Origin of the sequence: Streptomyces sp. WAC05292, assembly GCF_003949955.1 — a bacterium.
Classification (GTDB): domain Bacteria; phylum Actinomycetota; class Actinomycetes; order Streptomycetales; family Streptomycetaceae; genus Streptomyces; species Streptomyces globosus.
This window is the reverse complement of record NZ_RPSE01000762.1, coordinates 1-1,021: the sequence shown is the minus strand read 5'-3', so window position 1 is coordinate 1,021 and position 1,021 is coordinate 1. Positions and strand designations below refer to the sequence as shown.

2 protein-coding genes are annotated in these 1,021 nt (G+C 70.8%); both read right to left on the bottom strand.

Going from position 1 to position 1,021, the window contains the following annotated elements; genetic code table 11:
• Positions 1-301: helix-turn-helix domain-containing protein (locus tag EF903_RS32900; protein WP_260616241.1), on the bottom strand; the 301-nt coding region annotated here is incomplete at its 3' end.
• Positions 302-457: 156 nt separating this feature from the next.
• The coding region (locus EF903_RS32895) for an RDD family protein (RefSeq protein WP_260616240.1) at positions 458-1,021 on the bottom strand (564 nt) is incomplete at its 5' end.

Here is a 1,021-nt window from a genome sequence, read left to right as displayed (position 1 = left end):
GCGCGAGCGCGAACGCCCGCCAGATCCGCGAGATGCTCGACTGCGACATCTCGGTCGCCGCGGCCATCGACCTGGTCGACCAGTGGGTCGCGTTCTTCGGTGTCTCCTCAAGCGTCTTGACGATGACCCGCTCGACGTCGGCGTCAGTGATCTTCCGTGGGACGCCGGGCCGCGGGTCGTCGCACAAGCCGTCCAAGCCCCGCTCGATGAAGCGGCGCCGCCAGGTGCGGACCGTGTCCGGAGCTATCCGCAGCCGGCGGGACACCTCCATGATCGAGGGGCCTTCGGCGCACTCCAGCACGATCCGCGCGGATCTTGCCGGTCAAGCCCGCGTCGTCCGGTGCCGTGCATCGCAAGGCGGAGGGCCGCCCGCGTACTGGGGTACGCGGGCGGCCCGACAACGCGGCGAGGCGCGGCACCGGACGGCGCGGGCCAGGCAAGATCCGGAAGAGGCGGCCTAGGGGGCGGTGACGACCACCGTCTTGGCCACCTTGTCGTGGAGGCCCTGGCGGTACGGCTTGTCCACCAGGATCGACACGATGAGGGCGAGCGGCCACAGGCACAGGCAGCAGATGAGCGTGGGCAGCCAGAGCACCGCGGCCCGCCCGAGCGCGGGGCCGGACTGCGGGACACTGCCGTCGTTGAGCATCGCCACCCGCAGGCCCATCGCCTTCTTGCCGGGGGTCTTGCCGTCCTTCCTGGTGAAGAACCAGTCGTAGCCGACGTAGGCGATGATCGAGATGAGCGTCATGGCGAGGCCGGTGCCGCTGTAGGACTTGGTGATGACCTCGGTGACGTCCTCGCCGCGGTCCGTCTCGACCACGTACCGGTTCGTGCCGAACGCCAGCTGGATCAGGAACAGCGGGATGAACACGATGACCAGGTCGATGACGCGGGCGGCGAGCCGCCTGCCGAAGTCGGCGAGCGGCGGCATCCCGGCCAGCGGGTCGGGCATGCCGTAGCCGCCGCCGGAGCCGTACGGGTCGCTGCCGTACGGGGGCGGCGGGGGCGGGTATCCGCC